This is a genomic window from Variovorax sp. PAMC 28711, from assembly GCF_001577265.1.
Lineage (GTDB): Bacteria > Pseudomonadota > Gammaproteobacteria > Burkholderiales > Burkholderiaceae_C > Variovorax.
Window position 1 is genome coordinate 364,144 of the sequence record NZ_CP014517.1, and the last position, 24,384, is coordinate 388,527.

Annotated in this window: 18 protein-coding genes, 1 pseudogene and 1 other annotated feature; of the genes and pseudogenes, 6 read left to right on the forward strand and 13 right to left on the reverse strand. The window is 66.3% G+C overall.

Translation table 11 applies throughout. From position 1 onward, the window contains the following. Positions 1 to 26 precede the first annotated feature (26 nt). From AX767_RS20870 to AX767_RS21760, 4 genes are all read right to left on the reverse strand, one after another. A protein-coding gene (locus tag AX767_RS20870) for an IS3 family transposase (protein WP_156480933.1) occupies positions 27 to 1,255 on the reverse strand; the annotation gives its coding sequence in 2 pieces (ribosomal slippage) (positions 27 to 967 and positions 967 to 1,255; 1,230 coding nt in all). Then, positions 861 to 977 (reverse strand) — a sequence feature (AL1L pseudoknot). It overlaps the preceding gene by 117 nt. Continuing rightward, complete coding sequence (locus AX767_RS01930; RefSeq protein WP_156480934.1) at positions 1,227 to 1,997, reverse strand: hypothetical protein; 771 nt, start codon at positions 1,995 to 1,997, stop codon at positions 1,227 to 1,229. The genes AX767_RS20870 and AX767_RS01930 overlap by 29 nt, the downstream gene beginning before the upstream one ends. Before the next feature lie 363 nt (positions 1,998 to 2,360). Further along, on the reverse strand, positions 2,361 to 3,263 hold the full coding sequence (locus tag AX767_RS21755) for an HlyD family type I secretion periplasmic adaptor subunit (protein ID WP_335338854.1): 903 nt from the start codon (positions 3,261 to 3,263) through the stop codon (positions 2,361 to 2,363). After that, entirely contained in the window at positions 3,224 to 3,799 is a 576-nt protein-coding gene (locus AX767_RS21760; protein ID WP_237288524.1) for a biotin/lipoyl-binding protein, read from the reverse strand. The genes AX767_RS21755 and AX767_RS21760 overlap by 40 nt, the downstream gene beginning before the upstream one ends. A gap of 101 nt (positions 3,800 to 3,900) precedes the next feature. Between AX767_RS21760 and AX767_RS01940 the strand changes: the two genes are divergently transcribed. Both AX767_RS01940 and AX767_RS01945 read left to right on the forward strand, forming a co-directional pair. Next, positions 3,901 to 4,224, forward strand: a complete 324-nt coding sequence (locus tag AX767_RS01940; protein WP_068628162.1) for a transcriptional regulator — start codon at positions 3,901 to 3,903, stop codon at positions 4,222 to 4,224. After that, on the forward strand, positions 4,208 to 4,498 hold the full coding sequence (locus tag AX767_RS01945; protein ID WP_068628164.1) for a helix-turn-helix domain-containing protein: 291 nt from the start codon (positions 4,208 to 4,210) through the stop codon (positions 4,496 to 4,498). Before AX767_RS01940 ends, AX767_RS01945 begins: the two co-directional genes overlap by 17 nt. Positions 4,499 to 4,562: 64 nt before the next feature. On the opposite strand, the gene AX767_RS01950 is transcribed toward AX767_RS01945, so the two are convergent. The 4 genes from AX767_RS01950 to AX767_RS01965 all read right to left on the reverse strand — a co-directional run bounded on the left by AX767_RS01950 (position 4,563) and on the right by AX767_RS01965 (position 11,997). After that, positions 4,563 to 6,803: a type I secretion system permease/ATPase gene (locus AX767_RS01950; RefSeq protein ID WP_082754759.1), complete on the reverse strand. Its 2,241-nt coding sequence runs from the start codon at positions 6,801 to 6,803 to the stop codon at positions 4,563 to 4,565. Positions 6,804 to 6,975: 172 nt separating this feature from the next. Then, entirely contained in the window at positions 6,976 to 7,932 is a 957-nt protein-coding gene (locus AX767_RS01955) for an alpha-E domain-containing protein (protein WP_068628166.1), read from the reverse strand. Positions 7,933 to 7,952: 20 nt separating this feature from the next. Beyond that, positions 7,953 to 9,452: a circularly permuted type 2 ATP-grasp protein gene (locus AX767_RS01960; RefSeq protein WP_068628169.1), complete on the reverse strand. Its 1,500-nt coding sequence runs from the start codon at positions 9,450 to 9,452 to the stop codon at positions 7,953 to 7,955. 82 nt (positions 9,453 to 9,534) lie between these two features. Continuing rightward, positions 9,535 to 11,997, reverse strand: coding sequence for a DNA internalization-related competence protein ComEC/Rec2 (locus AX767_RS01965; protein ID WP_068628170.1), 2,463 nt, complete (start codon positions 11,995 to 11,997; stop codon positions 9,535 to 9,537). 155 nt (positions 11,998 to 12,152) lie between these two features. Here AX767_RS01965 and AX767_RS01970 point away from each other — a divergent pair, with 155 nt between their 5' ends. The 4 genes and pseudogenes from AX767_RS01970 (at position 12,153) to AX767_RS01985 (ending at position 19,878) form a co-directional block, all read left to right on the forward strand. After that, positions 12,153 to 15,665 carry a transglutaminase family protein gene (locus tag AX767_RS01970; RefSeq protein ID WP_068628172.1) on the forward strand — a complete coding sequence of 1,171 codons (3,513 nt, stop codon included), beginning with the start codon at positions 12,153 to 12,155 and terminating at the stop codon, positions 15,663 to 15,665. A 34-nt stretch (positions 15,666 to 15,699) separates the two neighbouring features. Beyond that, positions 15,700 to 18,413, forward strand: a pseudogene (locus tag AX767_RS01975) (circularly permuted type 2 ATP-grasp protein). Between the two features lie 42 nt (positions 18,414 to 18,455). Next, on the forward strand, positions 18,456 to 19,397 hold the full coding sequence (locus tag AX767_RS01980) for a transglutaminase family protein (protein ID WP_068633248.1): 942 nt from the start codon (positions 18,456 to 18,458) through the stop codon (positions 19,395 to 19,397). 22 nt (positions 19,398 to 19,419) lie between these two features. Further along, positions 19,420 to 19,878 (forward strand): RidA family protein, encoded by a 459-nt coding sequence (locus AX767_RS01985; protein WP_068628176.1) that lies wholly within the window; start codon positions 19,420 to 19,422, stop codon positions 19,876 to 19,878. On the opposite strand, the gene AX767_RS01990 is transcribed toward AX767_RS01985, so the two are convergent. Genes AX767_RS01990 through AX767_RS02010 form a run of 5 tightly spaced genes read right to left on the reverse strand, consistent with a single transcriptional unit; the run spans position 19,875 to position 24,363 of the window. Further along, positions 19,875 to 20,936 carry a LacI family DNA-binding transcriptional regulator gene (locus AX767_RS01990; RefSeq protein ID WP_068628177.1) on the reverse strand — a complete coding sequence of 354 codons (1,062 nt, stop codon included), beginning with the start codon at positions 20,934 to 20,936 and terminating at the stop codon, positions 19,875 to 19,877. The genes AX767_RS01985 and AX767_RS01990 overlap by 4 nt on opposite strands. Continuing rightward, the gene (locus AX767_RS01995; RefSeq protein ID WP_068628178.1) at positions 20,933 to 21,916 is read right to left on the reverse strand and encodes a 2-hydroxyacid dehydrogenase; all 984 of its coding nucleotides are present in this window, start codon (positions 21,914 to 21,916) and stop codon (positions 20,933 to 20,935) included. The genes AX767_RS01990 and AX767_RS01995 overlap by 4 nt, the downstream gene beginning before the upstream one ends. Beyond that, positions 21,913 to 22,863 (reverse strand): sugar kinase, encoded by a 951-nt coding sequence (locus AX767_RS02000; protein ID WP_068628180.1) that lies wholly within the window; start codon positions 22,861 to 22,863, stop codon positions 21,913 to 21,915. Before AX767_RS02000 ends, AX767_RS01995 begins: the two co-directional genes overlap by 4 nt. Positions 22,864 to 22,870: 7 nt before the next feature. Next, positions 22,871 to 23,605 (reverse strand): sugar phosphate isomerase/epimerase family protein, encoded by a 735-nt coding sequence (locus tag AX767_RS02005; protein ID WP_068628184.1) that lies wholly within the window; start codon positions 23,603 to 23,605, stop codon positions 22,871 to 22,873. After that, positions 23,605 to 24,363: an amino acid ABC transporter ATP-binding protein gene (locus AX767_RS02010; RefSeq protein WP_068633252.1), complete on the reverse strand. Its 759-nt coding sequence runs from the start codon at positions 24,361 to 24,363 to the stop codon at positions 23,605 to 23,607. Before AX767_RS02010 ends, AX767_RS02005 begins: the two co-directional genes overlap by 1 nt. Positions 24,364 to 24,384 lie beyond the last annotated feature (21 nt).

Consider the following 24,384-nt stretch of genomic DNA (forward strand, 5'->3'; position numbering starts at 1 on the left):
GTTTCGTAGAGGCCAGTTGGTTTAAGTCAGGCCGGTATGACGGCCTGCTCGGCGAGATGCCGGTAGTAGTTTGCCTCAGCCTCGGCGGGCGGGATGTAGCCAATGGGCTCCAGCAGTCGATGGTGATTGAACCAAGACACCCATTCGAGCGTCGCGAGTTCCAAGGACTCCTTCGTCTTCCAAGGCGCCCGGCGATGGATCAATTCGGCCTTGTAGAGACCGTTGACCGTCTCGGCCAGAGCGTTGTCGTAGCTGTCGCCTTTGCTGCCAACCGACGGCTCCACGCCGGCCTCTGCTAACCGCTCGCTGTAGCGGACAGAGACGTATTGCGAGCCCCTGTCGGAGTGCGCCACAAGGCTTCGATCGCGTTCCGGCTGCCTTGCGTACAGTGCCTGCTCCAGGGCATCAAGGACGAAGTCTGTCGTCATCGAACTGCTGACTCGCCAGCCTACGATGCGTCTGGCGTAGACGTCGATGACGAAGGCCACGTATTGCCAGCCTTGCCAGGTAGAGACGTACGTGAAGTCCGAGACCCAAAGCTGATTCGGCCTGTCGGCCTTGAACTGCCTGTTGACTTTGTCCAGCGGGCACGGCGCCCTGCGGTCGCTGATCGTCGTTCGTACGACTTTGCCCCGCATGACGCCGCGAAGTCCGAGGCGTTTCATCAGCCGTTCAACCGTGCATCGGGCCGCCGCTGTGCCTTCGCGAGCCAACTGCCGCCAGACCTTCTCGGCGCCGTAGACCTGCATGTTGGCTTGCCAGACGCGCTTGATCTCTGTTGCAAGAATGTCATCGCTCTGCGCTCGTGCGCAGCGCCGTTCCGGCTCGCGACGAAGCGCCGCATGCCGTCGATACCCGGACGGGGAGATCTGCAAAACCTTGCAGATCGGCTCGACCCCGAACGTATCGCGATGCTCGTCGATGAGCTCTCTCAGGACTTGAATCGGCGGTCGAGCTCCGCCTGGGCGAAAAACGCACTCGCCACCTTCAGGATCTCGTTGGCCCGGCGCAATTCCTTGACCTCGCGTTCGAGCTCTTTGACGCGCTGCGCCTCCGACGTCGTTACGCCATCGCGCGCGCCGGAATCTATCTCGTGACGCTTGACCCATGTCAGCAGCGTCTGCGGCACGCAGCCGATCTTCGGGGCAATCGATTCGACCGCCAGCCACAGCGAGGGGTACTCCCCGCGGTGTTCCAACACCAGGCGCACCGCGCGCTCGCGGACCTCAGGTGAGAACTTGTTCGACTTGTTCATGGCTCCATCTTCTCAAAGGGTGGAGCCTCCACAAATCCCGGTGCGGTTCACTTCCGGTTAGACGGCATCGACGCACTGCGCGTGCACCATCGACGGCATAGCCCACTGCGAACAAGCCGGCATTGCTGCCGAGCACGCGGTGGTGCGTGAATTCGGTCATCACCTGCGCAAGGCTATGCCCTTCATTGACCGTCGCCACGCCGGCGCCATTGAAGGTGTAGGTGGCCGCCACAGCACTTGGGTACAGCAGGTTGAAGGCCGTCGCGAGGTGCCCGCCCAAGCTGTAGCCGGTGACGGTCAGTTGGTCGGATGTCGTGATCTTGTCGCTCGCATACAGCGACGCCACCCACGCCTGCATGTCTGCGATCTGTCCGAAGGCCCAGCCCTCGGCCTTGATCTCCATGACGTTGGTGGCCTGGTTGTCGCGTACTGCGTCGTCGGCAAATTCCGTACTTCGGAAGCTGATGACCACCTCGCCGGTCTGGCTGTTTCTGAACAGCGTGCCAGAGAACCCAGTGCTGGTGTTGCTCTTGTGCTCGACCACCGTCCAGCCTTCGTCAATGAAGGCCTGCGCCTGGGTCTCCGTGAAGCGGCTGGAGCGCTCGTTTCCGTTGGTGAGTACGTCAACTGTCAAGTCACGAGTCACCGTTTGACCCGGCGCTGAAGTCTTTGGCAAAAGAAAAGCTTCCGCTGCAATTTGCAGATTGGCGTACTTCAGATAGGTTGCGATTTCATTCGACATCTCAGGCTCCCTTTTTTGGTTTCAACACTTGATCGGTAAACATGCGAGTGGCGCCGCCGCGCCAACCGGTCTGTTCCGGACATGTCTTTGCAAACCCCCACGGGCGCGCGCACCTTCAGTGCTTCCTTGTACTGGCTCGAATGAGTACCAGGTCTTCTCGGCTATCACGTCTTTGGTTCGCATGTCGATGATGGTCACCACAGTGCCCGCAACCCACATGCTTCTATCGGCAGGGTCAGTCATATTGCGGAAAGACACTGCGTACCGTGCCGGCTTGCCGCGAACAGGTTCTCGCAGCATCTTGTTGTCGGGCCCTTTTTTTGGTACGCCGCTGTCGTTGCCTTCAACGGGTTCTGAGATAGCTCACCTTTCCCTGAGACTTTCCCCTGTCGCCCGTTGCACTGGACTCAACAGGAACTCAATAATCCGCCGCTGTCCAGTCTTGATCTCCGCAGTCACATTCATCCCCGGACTCAACCGAATCTGCTTCCCATCCACATCGATGGTGGTTTTGTCCAGGCTCAGCGTCACAGGGAACATCGCTCCCCGCTTCTCGTCATTGACCGCATCCGCCGTGACGGTCTTCACCTTTGCCTTCACCGTCCCGTAGCGCGTGAAGGTAAACGTCTCCAGCTTGATTTCCGCCTCCTGGCCCGGATTGACGAAGCCGATGTCTTTGTTCTCCAACGTGACCTCGGCCGTGACGCGTGCGTCGTCGGGGACGATGACCATGAGGGGTTGTGCTTCGGTCACCACGCCGCCTTCGGTATGGGCGGCCAGCTGCTGGACCGTGCCTTTGACGGGCGCCGTGAGCGTGGTGAGCTTGGCGCGCTGGTTGGCCTTGGCTTGTTCCTGCGTGCCTTGCGAGCGCTTGAGGTCGGCGGTGGCCTCGCGTTCGCGCAGGGCGTGCCGGGTCTCGGCCAGGTAGGCGGCTCGGGTGTTCTCGCTTTCTCGCAGGGCGGCATGGGCCTCGGCCAGCCGGGCGCGCTGGGTGGCTAGGTCGCGCTCGAGTTCGATGCGCTCGCGTGTCCTGTCCTGATTGGCATGGCTGGACATGAAACCCTGGTCGGCCAGTTGTTTGAAGTCGGCTTCCCGCTGACGGGCGATGGGCACGGTGGTTTCCAGCTTGGCGACCATTTCGCGCACGGTGGCGATTTCGGCTTGGCGGCGGGCCATCTCGGCGGAGAACTTGGCAAGCCTGGCCGTGATGTCGCTCCACTCGGCGGCTAACTGGGCCTTGGCGGCGCGGGCGTCTTCGGGGACCAGACGGCAGGAATCAGCTTGGCCGGGAGGTCGATACCTTGCGTAGGCGACGCTGCCAGCGCCTGCATCAACGTGCGCGTGCGCAGCACTTCGGACTGGGCGGACTTCAGCTGCTCGTCGACGCTGGTCTTGTCGGCGTTGGCACTGGTCGGGTCGAGTTCGACCAGCGCCTGGCCGGCCTCGACGCGATCACCGTCTTTCACCAGCACCCGCTGGACGACGCTGACCTGCAGCGGCTGGATGACCTTGGTGCGCTCGCTCACCACGATGCGCCCCGGGGCGACGGCGACGATGTCGACGTGGCCGACGATGGACCACGTCAGCGCCATGAGGAAGAGCGCGATCAGTGCCAGGGCGAGCCGTCGCGGTGCGGGGTGAACGGGTGTTTCCTGCAGGCTCAGTGCGGCCGGCAGGAAGGCGGCTTCATCGGCCAGGCGGTCCGGGCCGCTCAGTTCGTGGCGGTGTTGCCAGGCGGCTTTGAAGATGGCGCGGTAGCGGGCCAGCAGTTCCCAGGCGGGATGGCGGACTGCGGCGCTCACTGCAAGACCTCTGCGTTCAGATCTGCAACGCGCAGCCCGCTCGCCTTGCAGCTGCCTTTGGCAGGACGAATGGACATACGTCTTTGACGTATAATTCGGCGATGTACACGATCGTCGAAACGCCCGTCTTCGTGCGCTATGCAGCCGAGATATGGACGGAAGCCGAACTGGATTTGTTCAAGGTCTGGATCGCCAACAACCCGTTGTCTGGCGACGTGATCCAAGGGACCGGCGGCATGCGCAAGGTGCGCTGGTCGCGCGGCGGCAGCGGCAAGCGCGGCGGTGTACGGGTCATCTACTACAACCAGTTGACCGATGGGGTGATTGCGCTGTTCATCGTCTACGCCAAGGCCAAGTTCGACAATTTGCCCGCCGCATTCCTGGCGCGCCTGAAGAAGGAGTTTGAAGATGCCCAAGAAAGTTGATGCAGAGATGGAACGCTTCCAGAACGACCTGCTGCAATCGGTAGGCGAGTTCAAGACAGGTCGGCATGCGCGCGTGACACGCATCGAGCCGACTGCGGCGTCGAAGGCGCGCGCCAACATGGGTCTGTCGCAATCGGAATTCGCACGGCTGATGGGGGTGTCCGTGCGCACCTTGCAGGAATGGGAGCAAGGGCGCCGCCAGCCAACCGGTGCGGCGCAGACCTTGTTGCGGGTGGCGGTCACTGCGCCGGAGGCCTTGTTGGCGCTGGGCTGAAGGCGCGCAAACACCTCGTTGCCGGTCTCACCTTGGCCTGCTTGCAAAAGGCACAGCGACTCAATCACGGCATCGCCTCCCCGCTTTGCTCCGTCCGTCCTCCGGCCTGCATGGCCCACAGATGCGCGTAGATGCCCTTGGGCTTCTGCAGCAGGCTGTCGTGCGTGCCGCCTTCGACGATGCGGCCCTTGTCCATCACGATGATGCGGTTTGCATTCCTCACGGCCGAGAGCCGGTGGGCGATGATGAAGACGGTGCGGCCCTTGCAGATGTGTTTCATGTTCTGCTGCACGATTGCTTCGGATTCGTAGTCGAGCGCACTGGTGGCCTCGTCGAAGATCAGGATGCGCGGCTGGGTGAACAGCGCCCGCGCGATGGCGACTCGCTGCCGCTGCCCGCCGGAGAGGCTGGCGCCCTGCTCGCCCACCATGGTGTCGTAGCCCTCGGGCAGCTCGCTGATGAAGTCGTGGGCGCCGGCCATCTGGGCGGCGCGCATGACCGCCTCCAGGGGCGCGGCCGGGTCGACGATGGCGATGTTCTCGCGCACGCTGCGGTTGAAGAGCAGGTTCTCCTGCAGCACGACGCCGACCTGCCGCCGCAGCTGCGCCGCGTCGATCAGGCTGATGTCGATGCCGTCGACCAGCAGGCGGCCCTGCTCCGGGCTGTAGAGCCGCTGGATCAGCTTGGTGAGCGTGCTCTTGCCCGAGCCCGAGCGCCCGACGATGCCGATGACTTCGCCCGGCCGCACGTCCAGGCTCACGCCGTGGAGCACCGGCGAGGCTTCGGGGCGATAGCGGAAGGTCAGGTTGTCCAGGGTCACGCGCCCCTTGAGGGCGGGCAGTTGGGCGGCTGTGCTGGGCGGAACCTCGGTGCGGGTGTTGAGGATGTCGCCCAGGCGCGCCATCGAGATACCGGTTTGCTGGAAGTCGGTCCACAGCTGCGCCATGCGCATGATGGGCTGGCTCACGCGCTGGGCAAACATGTTGAAGGCGACGAACTGGCCGACGGTCAGTTGGTTATCCATCACGAGGTGGGCGCCGTACCAGAGCGTGGCGGCGTTCACGAGCTTGCCGATGAGGTTGACGCCTTCGTGCGCCCAGCTTGCGAGGTTCTGGGTCTTGAAGCTGGCCGAGACATAGGCGGCCAGTTGGTTGTCCCAGCGACGGGCAAAGGCGGGTTCCAGCGCCGTGGCCTTGACGGTCTGGATGCCGGTGACGGCTTCGACCAGCATGGCCTGGTTCTCCGCGCCGCGGGCGAACTTCACGTCCAGGCGCTGGCGCAGGAGAGGCACGATGGCCAAGCTCAAGCCGAAGTACAGCGGCAGGCTGATCATCACGATCAGCGTGAGCGGCACGCTGTAGAACAGCATGACGGCGATGAAGACGATGGAGAAGACCACGTCGAGCAGCACGGTCAAAGCGTTGCCGGTGAGGAAGCTGCGGATGTTCTCGAGTTCGCGCACGCGAGCCACAGAGTCGCCGACGCGCCGGGCCTGGAAGTAGGCCAAGGGCAGCTGGACCAGGTGGCGGAACAGGCGCGCACCGAGTTCGACGTCAATGCGGCTGGTGGTGTGGCTGAAGACATAACTGCGCAGGCCGTTGAGCACGCTCTCAAAGACGACCACCACGACCAGACCGATGACCAGCACGTCGAGCGTGGTGACGCCGCGGTGCACGAGCACTTTGTCCATGACGACCTGGAAGAACAGCGGGCTGACCAGCGCGAAGAGCTGGAGCATGAAGCTGATGGCGAGCACTTCGCCTAGCAAGCGGCGGTATTTGATGAGGCTGGGGATGAACCAGCTGAAGTCGAATTTGGCGAGGTCGCCGGCCAGGCTGGCCCGGCTGGCGATCAGGATGAGGTCGCCGGTCCAGTGGGACGCGAAGACGTCCAGGGGTTCGATGACGGGCCGGCCGATGCCATCTGACGGGTCTTGCAGCAGAACGCGTTGTGCGTCGCACTGGGCCAATACGACAAAGTGTTCGCCACCGTCTTCGGCACGGAGGACTGCCAAGGCCGGCAGCGGCGCCAGTGCGAGACGCTTCAGGTCGGTGGAACTGCGCTTGGCATTCAGGCCGAGCTGCTTGGCTGCGCGCAGCAGCGTGGGGGTGTCGATGGGGTCGCTGGGCACGAGGCCCAACTGATGCGCCAGCGTCGCCGGGTCGGCCGCAATCTGATGGAAGCGGGCGATTGTGCAAAGGGCTGCCAACGGCGCCGCCGCCGAGACCTGCTGAGCAATACCTGACTTCTCATTGACGCCCGGTGACACAACGGTCACTGGCGTGTCAGCGACCACGCTTGTCATCGACCCTCTCCCTTACTGAACTCTGCGGTTCAGATAAAGGAAAGATAACCGACTCAACTGGTTACATCGTCGGGTCTGCGCAAAAATAACTGGGCAGTGGCTGGCGCACAACGGAAAGTCATGGCGGCGACGCAACGGTCAGCGAGATCGTGCGTGACCAAAAGCCGAGCCTTCAGTGCGCGGGCACCAGAAAGTCCTGGCTGATGCGCGCACCGATCTCGTTCACCCGGTCAAGGAATTGCGTCAAGTACGCGTGCAGCCCGGTCGCCAGGATTTCGTCGACGCGCGCGTACTGCAGGTCGGCCAGCAGCTTGCCGGCGCGGCGCTGCGTTTCGGCGCTCTGGTCGTTTTGCACCTTCGCGAGGTTGGCCACCACCTCGGCCAGGCTGGCGTGCAGCGAACGCGGCATGTCAGCGCGCAGGATGAGCAACTCGGCCACGCGCTCGGGCTTGATCACGTCGCGGTACACCTTGCGGTAGACCTCGAAGGCGGAGACGCTGCGCAGGATCGCGCTCCAGTGATAGAAATCGTATTCCTGATCTTCCTCGGTCGCGGTGCCGAAGAATTCGCTGTTGAGCGCATGGAACTTGACGTCGACCAGCCGGGCCGTGTTGTCCGCGCGTTCGAGGAACGTACCGAGCCGCGCGAAATAGAAGGCCTCGTCCTGCAGCATGGTGCCGAGCGTCACACCACGCGACAGGTGCGAGCGGAACTTGACCCATTCGAAAAATTGCGCCGGATCGCGCTCGAATGCCCCGGCGCGCAGCATGCGGTTCACCTCGAGCCAGGTCGTGTTCTGCGTTTCCCAGGCTTCGGTGGTGAGCGCGCCGCGCACGGCACGCGCGTTTTCGCGCGCGCCCTTCAGGCACGACAGGATCGACGACGGGTTGTCCTCGTCCTTGACCATGAACTCCATGACTTCCTGCGGAACGATCTGGTCGTGCTTCTTGTTGTACGACGGCAGCAGTTCGCTGATCGACAGCAATCCTTGCCAGCCGTACTTCGCGACTTCGGCGGACTGCGGCAGCAGCGACGTCTGGTAGTTGACGTCGAGCATGCGGGCGGTGTTCTCGGCGCGCTCGGTGTAGCGCGACATCCAGTAGAGGTGGTCGGCAGTGCGTGACAGCATGTGATGTTTCTCCTGCGTGCTCAGGCCGACTGGCTCTGCGATTGCGTCTGCGCAGGCTTGGGCCGCGGTGCGCGGTCGGCTTCGAGCACCCAGGTGTCCTTGGTGCCGCCGCCCTGCGACGAGTTGACGATGAGCGAGCCTTCCTTGAGCGCCACGCGCGTCAGGCCGCCCGGCACCATTTGCACTTCCTTGCCCGACAGCACGAAAGGCCGCAGGTCGATGTGGCGCGGTGCGATGCCCGATTCAACGAAGGTCGGCGAGCTCGACAGGCTCAGCGTGGGCTGGGCGATGTAACCATCGGGCTTGGCCAGCACGGCTTTCTTGAAGTCTTCGATCTCGGCCTGCGTCGACGCGGGGCCGATCAGCATGCCGTAGCCGCCAGCGCCGTGCACTTCCTTCACGACCAGGTCTTTCATGTTGGCGATGACGTACTCGAGCTCGTCCTTGTTGCGGCACATGTAAGTCGGCACGTTCTTCAGGATCGGCTTTTCGTTCAGGTAGAACTCGATCATCTTGGGCACGTACGGGTAGATCGACTTGTCGTCGGCCACACCGGTGCCCACGGCGTTGCTGATCGCGACATTGCCCGCACGGTAGGCGCGCATGAGGCCGGCGCAACCGAGCGTCGATGTCGGGCGGAACACCTCGGGGTCGAGGAAGTCGTCGTCGACGCGGCGGTAGATCACGTCGACGCGCTTCGGGCCGCGCGTGGTGCGCATGTAGACGAAGTCGTCCTTGACGAAAAGGTCCTGCCCTTCGACCAGTTCCACGCCCATTTGCTGCGCGAGGAACGCGTGCTCGAAGTAGGCGCTGTTGTACATGCCGGGCGTGAGCACGACCACCGTGGGTTCGGCCGTGGCGGGTGGCGCGATGGCGCGCAGCGTTTCGAGCAGCAGATCGGGGTAATGGGCGACCGGCGCGACGCGGTTCTGGTTGAACAGGTCGGGGAACAGCCGCATCATCATCTTGCGGTTTTCGAGCATGTAGCTCACGCCGCTCGGCACGCGCAGGTTGTCTTCGAGCACGTAGTACTCGCCGACGCCTTCGGTGTTCGGTGCGCGAATGATGTCGATGCCCGCGATGCTCGAATACACGTTGTTCGGCACGCTCACGCCGATCATCTCGGGGCGGAACTGGGCGTTGTTGTTGATCTGCTCGGCCGGCACGATGCCGGCCTTGACGATTTCCTGGTCGTGGTAGACGTCGTGGATGAAGCGGTTGAGTGCGTTCACGCGCTGGACCAGGCCTTTTTCCATCTCGGCCCATTCGTTCGCCGGGATGATGCGGGGCAACAGGTCGAAGGGAATCAGGCGCTCGGTGCCCGAGCCGTCTTCGTCTTTCGCGCCGTACACCGCGAAGGTGATGCCGACGCGGCGAAAGATCATTTCCGCTTCTTCGCGGCGCGCACGCATCACCTCACCGGGTTGCCTGGCGAGCCATTGGTCGTAGCGCTGGTAGTGGGCTCGAATCGCGGCGCCTGCGTAGGGCAGCTTTTCATACATCTCATCGAATTTATGCATAAAACGACCAATCTCCTGTGGCGGATAGCTTAGCAAGTTCGAGGCCAATCACCACGGAGGCAACCGCCGGCAGCGCCGACTTTCAGGGCACCGCGTGATGCCAGTATCGCCGGCCCTCTTCCCGCTGGCAGATCACCTGTTCCGGCACTGCGCTGCTCCACCGAAAAGCGCCGCAATGTGGCGAATCAAAAACGCGTATGTCGCGCTCGCGATAGCGCTGCAACACCTCGTCCGCCGGATGGCCGAAACGATTGCGGTAGCCCACCTGCGCGATGGCGATGCGTGGCTTCACGGCGTTGAGGAAAGCGGCGCTCGACGACGTCTTGCTGCCGTGATGCGGTGCCAGCAGCACGTCGGCCTGCAACCCCGGGCCACGCGCCACCAGCGCGGCTTCCTGCTCACGCTCGATGTCGCCGACCAGCAGCGCCGTCGCCCGGCCGTTTGCGATGCGCAGAACGCACGACACCGCGTTCGGCTTCGTCGCGGTGGCGTAGTCGGCGGCAAGAGGATGCAGGATTTCGAAGTCGACGCCGTCCCAGTGCCAGTGCTGGCCGGCCTCGCAGCGCGTCGAGAGGTCGCCGGGCCGCAAAGCCTGCAAAGGATGCGTCGCCTCGATCGAACTGAGGAGCACCGCCTGCGGCTGCATCGTCAGCACGGTCTGCGCGCCGCCCGTGTGGTCGCTGTCGCGATGGCTCAGCACGACGGTGTCGAGCCGCTCGCCCATCGCGCGCAGCAACGGCCCGAGCACGCGATGGCCCGCATCGCTCTCCAGGTTGTAGCGCGGCCCGGTGTCGTAGAGCAGGCTGTGGCGGGCGGTTCGCACCAGCACCGCGTTGCCCTGTCCGATGTCGGCGGCGAGCAGTTCGAACTCGCCCACGGGCGGGCGCGGCGTTTGCCACAGCAGCACCGGGAGCAACAGGGGGAGCCCGAGCGTGCGCAGCGACCCGGGCAGGCGCATCGCCAGCAACACGCCGCCCGCGACCCCGCAAACGGCCATCCACAACGGCGGCGCCGGCATGGACAGCGTGGCGAACGGCAGTCCGGCCAGCCATTGGAGACACAGCGCGAGGCCCTGAACGGCATAGGCGGCAAGTTGCCACAGCGCCGGAACGGCCACGCCGAGCATCGCCAGCGGCGTGACGACCAACGTCACCCATGGGATCGCCACTGCATTGGCCACCAGACCGACTGCCGAAACCTGCTGGAACAACAGCACGCCGAGCGGGGTGAGCGCCAGCGTGACCACCCATTGCTCCCTGAACATCTGCAGGAGCCGGGCAACGGCGCCTGTCCTGCCCGCCCGGGGCGCCCCGGAATCCGTCGCGAACAGCACGCCGACGGCGACAAAACTCAGCCAGAAGCCGGCCTGCATCAGCGCCCACGGGTCGATCATCACGACCATCGCGCACACGAGCAGCCAGACGTGCGGCCATGGCCAACGCCGCCCGCTCAGGCGCAGCAGCGCGACAACGGCCAGCATCCAGACGGTGCGCTGCGACGGCACGCCCCAGCCGCTGAACAGCGCATAGAGCGCCGCCAGCAGCACGCCCCCCGCCAGCGCCGCATGCGGCGCTGGCCAACGCAGCATGAGGCGCACGCTGCGCCGCCACAGCGTGCCGACAGCGAGCGCGGCGAGCCAGGCGAACATCGTGATGTGCAGGCCCGAGATGCTCATCAGGTGCGCGACGCCGGTCGCTCGGAAGACATCCCAGTCGGCCCGGTCGATCGCGTTCTGGTCGCCGGTGACCAGGGCTGCGATCACGCCCGCGAGCTTGCGATCGGCCACCCGCTCGAACACGGCGTCCCGCACCGACTCGCGCGCGCGTTCGACCGGATGCAGCCAGGTGTCGGCGACACGCTCCGGCGCGGCATCGCCGGCGCCGTTGCGAACATACCCGGTCGCCTGCACGCCCTGCTCCCAGGCCCACAGTTCGTAATCGTGGCCGTGCGGGTTCAGGTTGCCGTGCGGCGCCTTCAACCGCACTGTCATGCGCCAACGCTCGCCCGCGTGCAGCGGACCCGGCGCAGCGACCGGCTCGGCACGCCCGCTCTCGTCGGCGCTGCGTCCCCAAAGTCCCGTGTTGGCCGCGTACCAGCCGAGCGCGATGCGCGGCGGCATCGCAGGCAGCGGCTCGGTGCTGCGATCGGCCCAGCGCGCCGAGGTCACGTCGAGTCGAAAGCGGGTGCCGCCCTCGCCGCGCTGCGGCATCTGGGCCACGACGCCGACGACCTGCACGTCGCGCCCTTCAAGCGCAGGCGTCAGCGTGTCTTGCGCATACACGGCAGCGCGCCATCCGGCGGAACCTGCGCCGATGCACAGACCCATGAACAAGACCGCGAGCCCGCGCAGGCGAGGCGCGCCGCCGTCGGCCCGCGCAACCGCAAACAACCCGGCAAAACCGACCGCCAGCAAGACTGCGTAGCCCGCCTCGTCCCAGAGTCGCGGCTGATGCAATTGCAACACCGCCCCGAGGACCGAGCCCGCGAGCGCAGCGAACGCATTTCGCCCACGCGCGGCGGTGCCCGGCTCCCCGCCCCCACTCACGCTGACACTCCCTTGCACACGGCCACGAACCCTCCCGGATCGATCGATTGGACGCGCTCTTTGGCGCGTTAATTGCTTTGCAGTCGGCTAGTATGCGTCTCACACGAGGCCTGTCTTCCCGAACGCTTTTTCGACGCTCCTGGCCGCAAAAATACATGTCCATTCACGCCGCACTCCATCACGTCACGCACTACAAGTACGACCGCCCCGTGCAACTGGGCCCGCAGGTCGTCCGTCTCCGGCCGGCGCCGCATTGCCGCAGCAACGTGATTTCGTATTCGCTCCAGGTCGAGCCCGCAGAGCATTTCGTCAACTGGATGCAGGATCCGTTCGCCAACTACCAGGCGCGGCTGGTGTTCCCCGAGAAGACGACCGAGTTCAAGGTCACGGTCGATCTCGTGGTCGAGATGGCCGTCTACAACCCGTTCGATTTCTTCCTCGAGCCGCAGGCCGAAAACTTCCCCTTCAAGTACACCGAATCGCAAGCCGACGAACTCGCGCCCTATCTGGTGGCCGATCCGGTCACGCCGCTGGTGGCGGCGTATCTCGAAAAGGTCGACCGCAAGGAACAGCGCACCATCGATTTTCTGGTCGGCATCAACCAGCAGGTGCAAAAAGACGTCAACTACCTGATCCGCATGGAGCCGGGGGTGCAGACGCCGGAAGAAACGCTGACCAGCGGCAGCGGCTCGTGCCGCGATTCGGGCTGGTTGCTGGTCCAGTTGCTGCGTCACATCGGCCTGGCCGCGCGCTTCGTGTCGGGCTACCTGATCCAGCTCACGCCCGACGTGAAAGCGCTCGACGGCCCGAGCGGCACGACCGTCGACTTCACCGACCTGCACGCCTGGTGCGAAGTGTTCCTGCCGGGGGCAGGATGGGTCGGCCTCGACGCCACCTCGGGCCTGCTGGCCGGCGAAGGCCACATTCCGCTCGCCTGCACGCCGACGCCATCGAGCGCTGCGCCGATCGAAGGCGTGGTCGACGATGCCGAGGTCGAGTTCGGCCACGAGATGGTCGTAACGCGCATCTACGAATCGCCGCGCGTCACCAAGCCCTACACCGACGAGGAGTGGGCCGAGGTGCTCAAGCTCGGCGAAGCGGTCGACAAGCGGCTGATGGCCGGCGATGTGCGCCTCACGATGGGTGGCGAGCCGACCTACGTCGCCACCAGCGACCGCGATGCCGCCGAATGGAACACCGACGCGCTCGGCCCGACGAAGCGCGGCTACGCGACCGAGCTCGTGCAGAAGTTGCGCGCCGAATACGGCAACGGCGGCTTTCTGCATTTCGGCCAGGGCAAGTGGTATCCGGGCGAACAGCTTCCGCGCTGGGCCCTCAACATCTTCTGGCGCGGCGACGGCCAGACGCTGTGGCACGACCCGGCGCTCTTCGCCGACGAACGTGTGCCCACGCACTACACCAGCGAAGATGCGCGCCGCTTCACCACCGTGCTGGCGCACAAGCTCGGCCTGACCGAGCGCTACATGCAGGCGGGCTATGAAGACACCTTCTATTACCTCTGGCGCGAGCGCCGTCTGCCGGTCAACGTCGACCCGTTCGATTCGAAGCTGGACGACGAACTCGAACGCGTGCGCCTGCGACGCGTGTTCACGCAGAAGCTCGATGCGGTCATCGGCTACATGCTGCCGATCGAACCGGCCAACGCCGACAAGGACGCGCCGCCGCTCGAAGGTCCCGGCTGGAAAACCGGCCCCTGGTTCCTGCGCGACGACCGGCTCTATCTCATCCCCGGCGATTCCCCGATGGGCTATCGCTTGCCGCTCGACTCGCAGCCGTGGGCCAGCAAGGGCGACTATCCCTACCTGATCGACCGCGATCCGACCGCGCCACGCGCCGCCCTGCCGTCGTCGGCCGACTACCGCGCTCGCTACACCGCAGCGACCACCGGCGCGCCCAAAGACGACCTGGGCGACGTGCCCTACACCTTCGGCGCCCCGCCAGCCACCACCGCGGCCTTGCGCATGCAGGGCCCGGGCAGCGCTTCCGTCGGCACCGTTGCAGCAGGCACCGGCAGCGACGGCGCGGACACCAGCGCCACGCGCCAGCCGCGTCGCGGCGAATCGGCCCATTGGGTCACGCGCACCGCGCTCTGCGTCGAAGTGCGCGACCCACGCCGCGCCAATGGCCCGGCAGCTGAAAAGGTCGGCGTCGCGTCCGGCGTGATCTACATCTTCATGCCACCGCTCGCGCGCCTCGAGGACTACCTCGACCTGGTCGCCGCGATCGAAGCCACGGCAACGCAACTCGGCGTGCAGATCGTGATGGAGGGCTACCCGCCACCGCGCGACCCGCGCCTGAAGATGCTGGCCGTCACGCCCGACCCGGGCGTGATCGAAGTCAACATCCATCCGGCCGCCAACTGGAAGGAACTGGTCGAACACACCGAGTTTCTCTACAACGCCGCGTTCGAAACCCGCCTGTCGGCCGAGAAGTTCATGACCGACGGTCGCCACACCGGCACCGGCGGCGGCAACCACTTCGTGATGGGCGGCGCCACGCCGGCCGACAGTCCGTTCCTGCGCCGGCCCGAGCTGCTGGCCAGCCTGCTCCTCTACTGGCACAACCATCCGTCGCTGAGCTACCTGTTCTCGGGCATGTTCATCGGCCCGACGAGCCAGGCCCCGCGCGTGGACGAGGCGCGCAACGACCAGGTCTACGAACTCGAGATCGCGCTGAAGGAAATCGCCCGCAATCGCGAGGTCTACGGCGAGAACATGCCGGCCTGGCTGGTCGACCGCACGCTGCGCAACATCCTGATCGACGTGTCGGGCAACACGCACCGCAGCGAGTTCTGCATCGACAAGCTCTACTCGCCCGACTCCAGCACCGGCCGCCTCGGCCTGCTGGAATTGCGCGCTTTCGAAATGCCGCCCCATGCGCGCATGAGCATCGCCCAGCAACTGCTGATCCGTGCGCTGGTGGCCCGCTTCTGGGATGAGCCGTACAAGGCGCCGGTCACCCGCTGGGGCACCGAACTGCACGACCGCTTCCTGTTGCCGACCTTCGTCAAGATGGACTTTGACGACGTCATCTCCGAGATGCGGCAAGCCGGCTTCCCGTTCGATCCGAACTGGTTTGCACCTCACCTCGAGTTCCGCTTCCCGCTGGTGGGCCAGGTGCAGGCGATGGGCGTCGAGCTCTCGCTGCGCAATGCGCTCGAACCCTGGCATGTGATGGGCGAAGAAGGATCGTCCGGCGGCACGGTGCGCTATGTCGACTCGTCTCTCGAACGCATCGAAGTGCGCGTGACGGGCCTCAACGAGAGCCGCCACGTCATCACGGTCAACGGCAAGGTCCTGCCGCTGCAACCGACCGGCACCACAGGCGAATTCGTGGCGGGCGTTCGCTACAAGGCCTGGAATCCGCCTTCGGCGCTGCACCCGAGCATCGACGCGCATGCGCCGCTCACGTTCGACATCGTCGACACCTGGATGAAGCGCTCGCTCGGCGGTTGCCAGTATTTCGTGGCGCACCCGGGCGGTCGCAACTACGAGACCTTCCCGGTCAATGCCTACGAGGCCGAGAGCCGTCGCATGTCGCGCTTCACCCGCATGGGCCACACGCCCGGTGTTCTCAAGACGCCGCCCGCGACCATTGAGCTGGCCGGCAGCCGCGAGTTTCCGTTCACGCTGGACCTGCGTCGTTGATGCGCCGTGACGGCAGCGTGACCTTGCGCGGGCTGTGAAATCCTTGAACGAATCCCTGTTCGACAACGCGTCGCACGAAGCCCCGGCGGCTTTGGCGTCGTCGCTCGCCCCGCCGGCCCAGCCGGGCCATTTCGACGAGCTGCGTGGCCAAGCGACCCGCCCGGCCCCGCAGCGCCCCGGCACCCAATTCCCCGCAGCGCCGAGCGGCCCGTTGCTGTACGACGCGGCCGGCGAGCCCCCATCGGCCGCCACGCCGGAGCCGCCCACCGAGGACGACGCCAAGGCGCCGCTCGCGCCGGCGTGGAATCACTTCTTCGAAGAACTCGGCTCCGGCGGGTTTAGCGACCTGCCGCGCCGTGCGGTCAGCCTGGAGCGCCAGATCCGCGACAACGGCGTCACCTACAACGTGTACGCCGATGCGAACGGGCCGCAGCGACCCTGGTCGCTCGACCTGTTTCCGCTGATCGTTTCGCCCGAAAGCTGGGCCCAGATCGAGGCCGGCGTGCTGCAGCGCGTGCGCGTGCTCGACCGCGTGATGGCCGACGTCTACGGCCCGCAGCAGCTGCTGGCCGAAGGCTTGCTGCCAGCCGCGCTGGTACGCGGCCATCCGGGTTATTTGCGCCCGATGCACGGCGTGAAGCCGCCCGGCGACACCTGGTTGCACATCACCGCGTTCGACCTCGCGCGCGGCCCGGATGGCAACTGGTGGGTGGTGTCGCAGCGTACGCAGGCGCCTTCGGGCCTCGGCTATCTGCTCGAGAACCGGCTCGCGATTTCTCGGCAGTTTCCGCAGGCCTTCGAGGCGCTCGACGTGCAGCGGCTGGCCGCCACCTACGGCGCCATGATGGAAGGCCTGCAGGCCATGTGCCCGGCGGGCGTGCCGCCGCACATCGCACTGCTCACGTCCGGCCCGTACAACGAAACCTACTTCGAGCACGCCTACCTCGCGCGCTACCTCGGCATCACGCTCGTCGAAGGCAGCGACCTCACGGTGCGCGACCAGCGCCTGTACCTCAAGACGCTGCAGGGCCTGCGCCCGGTGCACGGCCTCATCAAGCGCCTGGACGACCAGTACCTCGACCCGCTCGAACTGCGGCCCGATTCGACGCTCGGCGTGCCCGGCCTGCTGCAGGCGATTCGCGCCGGCAACGTGCTGGTCGCGAACATGCCGGGATCGGCCTTTCTCGAATCGCCCGCGTTGCTCGGCTTTTTGCCCGCCCTCGCCCGTCGCCTGATCGGCGAGAAGCTGCAGCTTCCGGCGCTGCCGACCTGGTGGTGCGGCGAGCGCGCCGCCATGGAATCCGTGCTCCCGCAGCTCGGCGACTGCGCCATCAAGCCGACTTACCCGGGATCGGACGCGCACCACACCTTCGAAGCCGTGCTCGGCAGCCAACTCGGTCGTCGCGAGCTCGACGAATGGGCCGGCCGCATCGTGCGCCAGGGCGAGGCTCACACGGTGCAGAGCTACCTGCCGCTTTCGCAGATGCCGACCTGGACGCAAGACCTCGGCCCCGGCCACATCGCACCACGCGCCGTGCTGCTGCGCGTTTTCGCCGTGAGCGATGGTGCGCAATCGTGGCGCGTGCTGCCGGGCGGCCTCGCGCGCCTGGCCGGCGCCGATGCACAGATCGCCTCGATGCAGCGCGGCGGCAGCAGTGCCGACGTCTGGGTGCAGACCGCGGGCGTCGTCGACCGCACCACGCTGCTCCAACCGCACGCCACGCCGGCCTCGTTGGCGCGACACCGCGCCCCCGTCACCAGCCGCGCCGCCGAGAACATGTTCTGGCTCGGCCGCTACACCGAGCGCGCCGAGAACGCCGTGCGGCTCGCCCGCCTCACGATCGACCTGCTGAGCGGCGAAGACCAGTCGTCCCGCCCCCTGCTCGCCTGGCTGCACAAGCTGGCGCTGCGCAATGCGCTGGTTCCACGCGACGTGCCGGCTGCGCCGAAGTCGCGCCGGGTGTTCGAACGCGCGCTGATCGCCGAACTCGGCGATGTCGACAAGGGCGGCAGCGTCGGCTACAGCCTGCGCTGCGTGCGCGAAGCGGCGGCGGCCGTGCGCGAGCGGCTGTCGCAAGACCACTGGAACCAGATCGTGCGCGCCGAGGCCGAATTCCTGCGCCGCACGGCCGAGCAATCGGGCGAAATCGGCGAAGGCAGCTACGCGACCGGCGCCGCGCTGCGGTCGCTCGAATCGGCGAGCGCCGCGCTCGCCGCCATGACCGGCGCACAGACCGACCGCATGACGCGCGACGACGCCTGGCGGCTGCTCTCGATCGGCCGCCATATCGAACGCCTCGGCTTCCTGTCGAGCGCGCTGGCGGCCGGGTTCGAGAACGGCGCGGTGCACGAGATCGCCGGCTTCGAGGCGATGGTCGCGCTGTTCGACAGCACCATCACCTTCCACGCCCGCTACCAGCAGCGCCGCGACGTCGCCACGCTGGTCGACCTGCTGGTGCTGGATGGCGACAACCCCGCTCGCTGGCCTGGGTCACGCAAACCCTGCGCGGCCGCATCGCACGGCTGGCCGGCAGCGCGCCGGGCAAGCTCACCGCCCTGTCGTACGAGTTGCCGGACCCGGCCACCTGGACGCTCGAACGGCTGTGCGAATCCGGCGCCGAAGCGCAGTATCCCGCCCTGGTCCAGCTGTTTGAGAGCCTCGAAACCGCGGCGTACCATGTGTCCGACGCCATTGGCATCCGTTACTTCACCCTGACCTCAGAATCCCTTCGCTCCGTCGGCGTCTGATTGCGACACGCAGTGCGCGAAGACTGGGGGCGAGCCAAGTTCATGCGCCTTCACGTCACCCACGAAACCCGCTACGACTACACGCCGCCCGTCGAGACGGCGCAGCACCTCGCGCACCTGAGGCCGCTGGTCACGCCGTCGCAACGCCTGGTCAGCCACCGGTTGCGCATCACGCCCGAGCCGGCGCAGCGCAGCGAATCGCCCGATCTCTACGGCAACACCCGCGCCTTCTTCGCCCTCGAATCGACGCACGACGAACTGGTCGTCACGGCCGAGAGCGTGGTCGAAACGTCGGTGCCGCGCCTCGCGCCATCGGTCGCACGCGAACTGCCCTGGGAAGCGGTGCGCGAGCGCTTTCGCTATCGCAAAGGGTTCAGTTTTGATGCGGCCTCGGACTTCGGCTTCCCCTCGCCCTACGTGCCGCTGCACGACAACTTCGCGGCCTACGCGCGGGCCAGTTTCGCGCCCGGCCGTCCCACGTTCGACGTCGCGATGGACCTGACGCTGCGGATGCACCGCGACTTTCTCTACGACGCCGAGAGCACCGAGATCAACACGCCGGCGGTCGAGGCGCTCGCGCAGCGCAAGGGCGTGTGCCAGGATTTCGCGCACATCATGATCGCGTGCTTTCGCACGATGGGTTTGCCCGCGCGCTACGTGAGCGGCTACCTGCTGACCCAACCGCCGCTGGGCCAGCCGCGCCTCATCGGCGCCGATGCCTCGCATGCCTGGGTGCAGGTTTACCTGCCCGGCGTGGTGGGTCCGGGCGATTGGGCCGACTTCGACCCGACGAACGGGCGCCAGCCCGGCGAAGACTACGTGACCCTGGCGCTCGGCCGCGACTACTCCGACGTCTCGCCGATGCGCGGCGTGCTGCACGGCGGCGCGCGGCACACGCTGCATGTCGGCGTCACGGTACAGCCGGCGGAGGAACTGCTGACGGCGTCGTCGCAGTCGCAGTCGCAATCCCAATCTTCTTCCTGATCAATTTCCCTTTGGAGTCTTCATGAGCGTTTACGACAAGCTGTCCCAACTCGGCATCTCGCTGCCGCCCGTCTCCGTGCCCGCCGCCGCATATGTGCCCTTCGTGCAGACCGGCAACCTGGTCTTTCTCTCTGGCCACATCGCCAAGAAAGACGGCAAGCCCTGGGTCGGCCAGCTCGGCGCCGGCATCGCCACCGAGGAAGGCAAAGCCGCGGCCCGCGCGATCGCCGTCGACTTGCTCGGCACGCTGCATGCAGCCGTCGGCGACCTGAACAAGGTCACGCGCATCGTCAAGCTCATGAGCCTGGTCAACTCGACCGGCAGCTTCACCGAGCAGCATCTGGTGACCAACGGTGCGAGCGAGCTGTTCGCCGAAGTGTTCGGTCCCGAAAAAGGCGCGCATGCGCGCAGCGCGTTCGGCGTGGCGCAGATTCCGATGGGCGCCTGCGTCGAGATCGAACTGATCGCCGAAATCGGCTAAGCCGCAACGACACCCGACGACGAGCCACGCACCACCAGCTCGCCCGGCAGCAGCAGTTGCCGTGGTGCCGCCTCGAGGCCTTGCAGTCGCTCGATGAGGCAGCTGGCCGCCGCGCGACCGATGGCATCGGTCGGCTGCGAAATCGTCGACAGGCCCGGCCCGATCAACGACGCCCATTCGGGATCGTCGAAGCCGACGAATCCGAGATCGGTACCGAAACCCCAACCCAGTCGTGCCATCGCCTGCGCGACACGCAGGGTGACGACCGCGTTGCCCGCGATCACCGCCGCGCGTCGGCCGCCCTCCGCGGGCCCGGCGCGCTTGCGCAGCGCTCGCAACGCCGCGTCGAGGGCGTCTTCTTGTTGCACCACACACTCGAACACTTCGCCGGCCACCTTCGGCTGATGGGCTGCCAGACAGGACGAGAATGCCGCGGCGCGCTCACGCCGCGAGCTCACCCCTTTCTGCGGTTCCGTGATGTAGAGCAGTTCTTGGTGCCCGCCCGCGACCAGGTGGCCGCACGCCTGCTGCATCGCGTCGCGGTTGTCGAGCGAAACGAAATCGGTGTGCATGCCGGCATGTCGCCGGTCGACCAGCACGGCGGGCTTGCCATGCAGCGCATCGGCATCGACCAGGCCGGCACCACGGCCCAGCGTATTCAGGATGAACCCGTCGACCTGGTACCCGGCCAGCGCATCGATCGCTTCACGCTCCCGATCGAAATCGTTGCCCAGGTTGAACAACATCACCAGATAGCCGGCGTCCTGGCACGCCTTTTCGGCACCGCGCAGCACGGCCACCGAATAGGGATTGGTGATGTCCGCGACGATCAGTCCGATCAATCGCGAGCGGCCCCGGCTCAACGCCTGCGCCATCGGGCTCGGCGAATAGGCCAGCGCCGCGATGGCGGTTTCGACGCGCGTCGCGATGTCGGGGCTGAGCAATCGTTCGCGGTGGTTCAGGAAGCGCGAAACGGTCGCCTTCGACACGCCCGCGGCCTCGGCCACGTCGGCGATGGTGGCGCGGCGCTGGCGTGCCCCGTGAACGCGAGCGTTCACGCAGCCGCCGTGTCGTACACCGCAGCAGGCCGTTCGCCGGCAAGTGCCTGCAGCAGGTTGGTGGTGGCGAGCTCGGCCATGGCGTGCCGCGTCTCGTGCGTGGCCGAACCGATGTGCGGCAACGGCGTCACGCGCGGATGCGTGCGCAACGGCGAGTCGGCCGGCAGCGGTTCGGTGGCGAACACGTCGAGCCCCGCGGCGCGCAACGTGCCGTGGTCAAGCGCCGCGAGCAGCGCCGCCTCGTCGACAGTCGCACCGCGTCCTCCGTTGATGAACACAGCGCCGGGCTTCATCTTGCCGAAGCAGCGCGCGTCGACCATGCCGCGCGTCGCCTCCGACAGCGGTAGCATGGCGACCACGAAGTCGCTGCGCGCCAGCAAGTCGTCGAGCGGCGTGTGGTGTGCCTTGCCCTGCAACGCGGGCGCCTGCGCAGCGAGGTCGACCGCACGCCGCGCGTGGTACAGCACCGGCATGCCGAAGCCGAGCGCCGCACGCCGCGCGATGGCCTGACCGATGCGGCCGAAGCCGAGCAGGCCGAGCGTCTTGCCGTGCACGTCGAAACCGAACAACTCCTCGTCGATGTTCTTGGTCCAGCGACCCTCGCGCACCAGCGTCGAGAGCTCGACCACGCGACGGCTGGTCGCCATGAGGAGCGCGAAGACCGTGTCGGCCACCGTCTCGTCGAGCACGCCCGGCGTGTGGCACAGCAGGATGCCGCGCCGATGCAATTCGGCCAGCGCGTAGTTGTCGACGCCGACCGATACGCTGGAGATCACTTTGAGCTTCGGCGCGCGCGCCAGCAAGGCCGCGTCGACCGGAAAGCTCGAACCGATCAGCCCTTCTGCCTCGGGCAGCGCGGCGTGGAACGCGGCCACGTCCTTCTTGGCGTCGACCACCACCACGTCGTGCACCGCGGTGAGCCGGGCCAGCTGGTCGTCGGGCAGCACACGAAAAACGACGACCCGTTTGCGCGCGCTCACAGTGCGGCCTCTTCGAGTTCGGCGCGTGTCGGCAAGCCTTCGGTGTCGCCGAGCACCTGCACCGCGCGGGCGCCGATCCAGGCGCCGCGGCGCACTGCGTCGGGCACGCTGCGGCTTTCGAGCAGCGCGCTCACCACGCCGGCCGCGAAGCCGTCGCCCGCGCCCACCGTGTCGATGATCTCGGCCACCGGAAAGCCCTCGACGTGGCCCGTGCCGGCCACGTCACTGTCGTAGTACGCACCCTCGGCGCCGAGCTTGACCACGACGAGCGTCGCGCCGCGCTTTCGGTAGAAGCGCGCCACACCTTCGGGCGTGGTCTCGCCGGTGAGCAGCACGCCTTCTTCCATGCCTGGAAACACCCAATCGGCACGCGATGCGAGCGTGTTGATCCAGTGGCGCATCGTATCGGTGGACGACCACAGCGTCGGGCGCAGGTTGGGGTCGAACGAGACCGTGCGGCCGGCCGCACGCATCACGTCCACGCACTTCAGCGCGGCCTGCAGGCTGGTGTCGGAAATCGCCGCGAAGACACCCGTGGCGTGCAGATGACGCGCCGAGGCGAGCCACGCTTCATCGACATCGGCCGGGCCCATCTGGCTGGCGGCAGAACCCTTGCGGTGGTATTCGACCGGCGGGTCGCTGCCGTCGGTCACGCGTCCCTTGAACTGGAAGCCGGTGCGCTGCGACGCATCGCAGATCACATGCGAGCAATCGATGCCCTCGGCTTTCATCGACGCGATGAGCGAGCGGCCCATCGAATCGGTGCCGAGGCGACTGGCCCAGCCGACCTTCAGCCCGAGCCGCGACAGCCCGATGGCAACGTTGGTTTCGGCACCTGCAGTTCGCTTGAAGAACGACTGCGCGTTCTCGATCGGGCCGGGCCGGTCGGCCACCAGCAACAGCATCGCTTCGCCGAAGAGCGCAACGTCGAAAGCGTGTTCGCTCATGCCGACCTCACAGGGAACGCAGGTGCGCGATCTGCTCGCGCGTGGTGGCCAGCAGGTCGTCGCCGACGAGCGGGTATTCGATGGCGCGCGGCACATCGGCCGGGAGCGCGCGCAGCACGGCGCGCCACGGCGCGACGGAGTCGGTCAACGGCACCGCCACCCATTTCGCCGGCAAGCGCTGCACGCCCTTGCAATGCACGTAACGCACACGATCCGCGAACACTTGTGCGGCCTCCAGCGGGCATTCGCCGACGCAGTGCCAGTTGCCCATGTCGAAGGTCATCCCGAGTGAGACGCCCGCGCGGTCGGCGACATCGAAAAAGGTTTGCAACGCCGGCAGGCTGCCGGCCGCGACCGTCTGGTCGTTCTCGATGACCAGTTCGATGCGCGTCTCGGCCAGCGAAACCTTCAAGCCCCACAGCGAGCCATGCGAGGTCGCACGAAAATCGCCGATCGACATCTTCAGGCGCTTGGCGCCGAGCGTCGTCGCCGCGGCGAGGCCGCGACCGAGCGCGGCGCTGTCGAGCCATCCGCCTTCGGCCCAGAGGCCTTCCGGGCTGGAGTACACCGACGCGAGGCCGGCCAGCGCAGGCAATTCGGCCACCGGGTCGCGCAGCATTTCGCCGCGCACCTCGACCGAATCCGCGCCCGCGGCCCTGGCCATCTGCGCGCACCAGAGCTGCCCGTGGCGGCCCACTTCCGCCGCACCGAAAGACGACAACGAAACGAGAACGGTGGACATCAATGCGCCTGGTTCGAGGAAAGGATCTGCCCGAGAAACTGGCGCAGCTTTTCGTTCTTCGGATCGCCGAAAAATTCGGCCGGCGGCGCCTGCTCGAGGATCTTGCCGTCGGCCATGAAGATGACACGGTCGGCCACGCTGCGCGCGAAGCCCATTTCGTGCGTCACGCACAGCATGGTCATGCCGTCGTCGGCCAGGCTGATCATCGTGTCGAGCACCTCCTTGACCATCTCCGGGTCGAGTGCGGAGGTGGGCTCGTCGAACAGCATGATCTTGGGCGTCATGCAGAGCGCGCGCGCGATCGCCACGCGCTGCTGCTGGCCGCCCGAGAGCTGGCTCGGGTACTTGTGGGCCTGCTCGGGAATGCGCACGCGCGTGAGGTACTTCATCGCGACCTCCTCGGCTTGTGCCTTCGTCATGCCGCGCGAGCGCATCGGCGCCAGCGTGCAGTTCTGCAGGATGGTGAGGTGCGGGAACAGGTTGAACTGCTGGAACACCATGCCGACTTCGGCCCGCACCGCATCGACGTTCTTGCCGCCTGCGGTGAGCTCGATGCCGTCGACCACGATCTTGCCCTTTTGCACCGTCTCAAGACGGTTGATGCAGCGGATCAAGGTCGACTTGCCCGAACCCGAAGGCCCGCACACCACGATGCGTTCACCCGGCCGCACGCTCAGGTCGATGTCGGTCAGCACCTGGAAGGTGCCGTACCACTTGTTGACCGCCTCGATGCGGATGATCGGTTCCGTCGTCGCCATGACGTGTTCCTTCGATTCGAT